This window comes from Capnocytophaga catalasegens, assembly GCF_026005215.1.
Classification (GTDB): Bacteria; Bacteroidota; Bacteroidia; order Flavobacteriales; family Flavobacteriaceae; genus Capnocytophaga; species Capnocytophaga catalasegens.
Genome location: NZ_BPMA01000059.1, coordinates 1 through 5,196, shown reverse-complemented (window position 1 = coordinate 5,196; position 5,196 = coordinate 1). Strand labels below are relative to the sequence as shown.

Sequence of the window (5,196 nt, the reverse complement as noted above, 5' to 3'; positions counted from 1 at the left end):
GAATTATTACCAGAGGATGATTTTTTAATTGTTAATTCCTTTTACATATACCTTCCTCTAAGTTATCGGAAATGTTCCACAAGTTGCAACAACCCCAAACAGATTTGCAGGAGATTTTGCGCAAGATAAAAATACTTCCGTTTAGGGTTAGGGGCGTTCCCTTTGGGGTTGGAGTTTTTAAAAACAAAAAAAGGAACGACTCCTCATCGTTCCTTGATTTAGTTATCGTTTATCCTCTATGCCAAACTCTCTCCAACCGACTTGTGGTAGGGCGAGTTTTACTACTTTCTTCGCCTCGCTGAGCATCGCTCCAAGCTCTTTCATCGTGCTGTCGAGTTGCTCGGTTTTAGATTTTAGCTCGGCTTTTAGGCGTTCCTGCTCATCGTTTAGGGCGATGGCATCGGTGCGTGTGCTTTCCAATTTTTGAATAAAATCAGAATCGATTCCGCTTTTGGCAACCTCTGTGGCTTGATTTTTAAGTCCTGTTGCCATTACCTGTGCTTGGGAAATGGTTTCCGCCCAGCAGGACGATTAACTTCTTCATTATTTGCTTTATAAAAATTGACCGAGCAAATATATCAATAAACACGATAATTACAATAGGGGTGCTTGGGGTTGAAGAAGACAGAAAGATTGCTATTTAATTTGAAAAATAAGGTATTCCGATCGTAGAGACGCAATGCATTGCGTCTCTACAATGTTTTTCGCTGTTACATTTCAGTATTCCGCATCGAAAATTGTATATTCCGCTCCCATTCTTGTCCATTCCGCCATGAAAATCTCATTTTAATCCCTCATTCTTGTATATTCCGCCTCTAAAATTTCATTTTCCGCCCTTACTTTTCTGTATTCCGCTCCTACTCTTCTGTATTTCTCCATTATTTTTGTGCATTCTGATCATGAAATGGGTTATTTTATCATTAAAAAACGATTTTTATCTTTATTTTTTAGCCATCTATCCCCAAAAGGGAGATATTTTTGTCTGAAAATTCGATATTTAAGATGTGGTCTTGGTCTATCATATCGCCCATTTCAATCTCAGCGAACAATTTTCCGTGAATATCCACGCCCACAGTTGCAGCATAGACTTCCAGACTCGCATACCAATTCGCATCGGCGGTAACATTGGTAAAAGGAGCGATTTTTTCGTTGTAAAAAGCAATAAGTTCGCTCTTCGCATCGGCAAGAAAGTGCAAATAGGCTTTCAATCGCTCAAAATTTTGGGCAAAATCAAAAGTTTTGTATATAAAAATATCAAAATCTTCGTTGTTTACCTCTTTATTGAAAATCAAAGCCTTAACCGATTTGCTAACATAGCTTTTATTGCCGTTGTCATCATCAGAAAGTTCAAAATCCGAAAGAGAAAATTCAGGCACGGACTTCTTCTTTTTTAGTTTCCGCAAGTCTTTTAAAATAAAAGTATTCTTGTGTGATTTGGCTTTGCTCTCCAGCGTGTAAAGTTTGCTAATATCTTTGTTATTTTTGCTGTCAGCGACCTCGTTAAACAGCTCATAAGCAGAAAGATGGAAGCCCAGTAAGGTATAAATATCAACAAGAATCCTTTTCTCTTCCGAAGTTTTGTCTTTTTTCTCCAAATCATACAACATATCATACAAATAGTGAATACTTTCCTCAGAAGCGTTTGATTTTCTGAAGTTCGTAGCGGCTTCAATGTATTGTTTTAGTATAGGCGACATCATATTTTGGTGATTTTACTTCTTTTTGTGTTTGTTTTGGATTAAATTTCATTATAAAGTTCCGTTAACAACGATAACGGGAGCAATATTTATCTTTTCGGAAAGCCAATCAATGATATTTTGAACAAATTGGCGTTCATTTTCCTTCTCAAAGGGCTTTTCATTGAGCTTTTTGATGATTTTTTCGATAGAAAGTTTGTCAAAAAAGTTTGTTCCCGTAACATCAAACGGCATTTCATCTTCATCAGAAAAAAATTCTTTGAAATCGGCGAGTAAATACTTCTCAAAATGCGAAAAAGGCATAAAAACCGCATACCGATTGCCTTTATATATCTCGCCATTTTCTGTTTCCGCCCACAGCTGAAACCCATACGGCTCGTGATAATCGACATTTACCACCGCCAGCGTATAAACTTGATTTTGAATGGCTTCGATGGCTTTCTGCGAGTCGTTAAATCGTTGTAAATAGGCGACAGCTTGGTCGTGGTCGCACTCAGTTTGTGCCATTATTTGATGAATTTGCTCCTGACGAAAGGCTTTTTGACAAAGAACGATGTCTTCGCCGTGCATTTTGGCAAGAGATAGGGCTTTATTAAGTGGAATACCGAGCGTTTCTCGGAGTTTTTTTATAAATTCGGAGTTCATTTTAATATTTTCATTAAAAAAACAAGGGCTAAGTTATGCCTTTTAGCAAATATTTGACTAATAAGGTGGTTTCATAGCGTTTTTTCTGAAAAGTAATCTCTATCTTTTTTTATAAAGAAGACCATTTACAAAAGTTTTCCTCTAAAAATCAAACGCGATACACTTAGATTCCATTAGTTTTTGTGCTTTCGGACTGAAAAAATTGGCTGTACCTGTTACTTTTTTCAAGTTCGGGAACTGGTTTAGGTCGTCTTCGGTAATTTTTTTGATGTCGTAATAATCATCTTCGCCATCCCAAAACGGAATCAATTGCCCGTAAATGCTATTGCCTCCATCAAGGTACAACTCGGTAATCTCGGAAGCCAACGCAGCAGGAATCGGCAGGTTTTCAAACCACTTTTTCACCTCGGGAATGGCTTTGTCGTAGTATTTTTCTGGGTCTATCTCTCGCTTGTCGTAATCCTTACAGAAATCATACACATCAAACTCAGGCGTCAGCAATTTTTGCACATACATCAGCTCCTCGACGATTGCCAACTTGAAATTCAGGCTACTAAATCGCAAATCGCTTTCCGTAGAAGGGCGAAGCGTGTACTTTCCTGATGAAACTCGCTTGGGTTTGGGCGGTTCATAAACAAAGTAAAAGCTCTCGAAAGGCTGCGGCTCGGAGCGTAGTATCTCAATGCGTTTTTCTACCTCCTCATCGGTGTATTCACGGAACTTAACACGCTCACTGATAGCTTCTTTTATCCGAAAATCCAGCTTCCAAGACCCCACTTTTTTCTCCAAAAAGATATAAGCATCTTCCAGCTGTTTGTCGGTGAAACTCGCTATCAATTCCTTTTTGTTAATAGTTATCTTGCCCGAAAAAAGAGCCTTCGGGTTCAGGTCAAAGAAAGGAAATTGCCCCTGATGATGGCGTTCCTCCTCGTCATCTAATCGAAAATCCAAATAAGGAACTGCTTCCGCTTTCGTGGGCATCTCAATATGAAATCCCAGTGTGTCATAAATCCACAATTCGCGGTGAAATTCCTCCTTATTATGTTTGCCCGAGAACTTACTCACTCGGGGCTGACCAAGCATTTCCACAATTTTCTCTGGAATGACTTGCTCCATAAATATACCGTTGATTTCCAGTCCGTTTTTGCGTATATCAATGTGCAAATCAGCAGGATTTTCTACCAAAATTTGTTGTGTTTTGTTCATAGTTATTTTGGATAAAATTATCACGCAACTAAAAAATTAATTCTTGGGTTCTTTGACATTTGGATTGGGTCTATAACCTTCTAAAAGTGAGTCGTTTTCAAAGATAAAAGGCTTGGCATTGGGTTGTTCCCATTCGTTGTCATAACGATTCATCAGAAGATTATTAAGTTCGCCTCGATTTTTGAGCTTTGTAACCTGATAAGGCTCTTCAAAGGCGAGTTTTTCAATAAATAACAGTTCATTTTTGAAAGGAACAAGTATTCCGATATGTCCAATGAACAAATTATTATCATTTTTGTCAAAAAAAGAATGCATAAAAACCGAAATTAATGATGCTTTAGACTTGTCGCCTTTATGAACGAACGAAATGCCTTTTTTCTGCCAGTCTTTTTCCACGATTTCGATGTGTTTTGATACATCTTTGCTCTCTACGGTCGGAATTTGAGAGAAAAAACTAAGAAAATCATCGGTTTCTTTATCAGAAAAAACTTTTTTTGGAGTATTTTCCAAAGCATCTTTATCCATAAATAAATTTTGATCGTTTTTTATTTGCGGATTTTCAATTTTAACAAAATCATTAAGAAGACTAAAAGAAGTTATTCGGCAATTATACCCCAAAAAATCTGGATATTTTGCACGCCACTGAGTTGCTATGGTTACTTCGTCGTAGTTAGGCTTTAATTCATTAGAAGTCAGAAATCCTTGTGACACCATTCCCGCTTCGTCTACGGTTTGGTTAAACAACTCTACACTTTCAAAAAACGAGTTGAGCCGTTCAGGACGAACCCCCGCCTCAATAAGTGCTTTTTTTACTTCCTCCTGACTGATTTTGTCCACCAAATTTGAATATTTAATTTCTGTCAGAAAGGCTTGTTCTTCTTTGGAAACCGCCTTTGAGGTAGCGTTTGGCGTGGCTTCTTTTTGTTTAGATTGAGGATTATTGCAACTCAAAACCAATCCTGATAACAATATGTAAATCAATTTATTACTTTTCATTTTCGATTATTTTTAATGTTAATTGTCTTTATAAAATTTCTGCAAAGTTTAAAACTTGTTGCATTTTGATTTTCAATTGATTGCAAATATAAACATCTTTTATTTTTTGGCTAAATTTTTCTACAAAACTTCCCACTCGTATTCAGCATCGTGCAGAGCCAACGCATATTGATTTGGGATAAAAACTTCAAAATCAAAATATTTTTCAAACCAAGTATCCAAATGATTGCAAAGCCTAGACAATGAGACTTTTACAAAAAAGTAAAAATCATTTTCAGAGAGTGCAATCCAAACGAAATCAGCCGATAATTTCTTTATTTTTTCTATGAAAAAGACTCGTGCTTTCTGGTGTTGCATTTTCACTAAGTTTCTGTCTATCAATCCATTTTCATTATGGAAAGGAAAAGTCGCCAAAGGTTGGTTTTCATAATTCCAAATACCTGAATTTCTGAACTCAGCAAAGAATTTTTCGCCATTTTCGTCGTTTGCATTTTGTATTTCTTGTATTTCCAAAAAGTGAAATCGTTCTAAAAGTTTCTTTTCGGCGTTTTTTGCTTTCAGTTTTTCTAATTTCTCTGACATTTTGGGGTGTTTTTGGTTCGTATTATATCAAATTTTCTTTCAAAAGCCAAATTTTTACACAAGAATTGCT

The 5,196-nt window shown here is 36.7% G+C and carries 6 protein-coding genes; all 6 read right to left on the bottom strand.

Annotated elements, in window-relative coordinates:
- Positions 1-222 precede the first annotated feature (222 nt).
- Positions 223-492, bottom strand: coding sequence for a hypothetical protein (locus OO775_RS12405; protein ID WP_264847523.1), 270 nt, complete (start codon positions 490-492; stop codon positions 223-225).
- 455 nt (positions 493-947) lie between these two features.
- Positions 948-1,700 carry a hypothetical protein gene (locus OO775_RS12400; protein ID WP_264847522.1) on the bottom strand — a complete coding sequence of 251 codons (753 nt, stop codon included), beginning with the start codon at positions 1,698-1,700 and terminating at the stop codon, positions 948-950.
- 48 nt (positions 1,701-1,748) lie between these two features.
- Positions 1,749-2,342 carry a hypothetical protein gene (locus OO775_RS12395; protein ID WP_264847521.1) on the bottom strand — a complete coding sequence of 198 codons (594 nt, stop codon included), beginning with the start codon at positions 2,340-2,342 and terminating at the stop codon, positions 1,749-1,751.
- Positions 2,343-2,483: 141 nt separating this feature from the next.
- Positions 2,484-3,548 carry a DUF6892 domain-containing protein gene (locus OO775_RS12390; protein ID WP_264847520.1) on the bottom strand — a complete coding sequence of 355 codons (1,065 nt, stop codon included), beginning with the start codon at positions 3,546-3,548 and terminating at the stop codon, positions 2,484-2,486.
- A 36-nt stretch (positions 3,549-3,584) separates the two neighbouring features.
- Complete coding sequence (locus OO775_RS12385; RefSeq protein WP_264847518.1) at positions 3,585-4,544, bottom strand: DUF4300 family protein; 960 nt, start codon at positions 4,542-4,544, stop codon at positions 3,585-3,587.
- A gap of 120 nt (positions 4,545-4,664) precedes the next feature.
- Complete coding sequence (locus OO775_RS12380; protein WP_264847517.1) at positions 4,665-5,126, bottom strand: hypothetical protein; 462 nt, start codon at positions 5,124-5,126, stop codon at positions 4,665-4,667.
- Positions 5,127-5,196 lie beyond the last annotated feature (70 nt).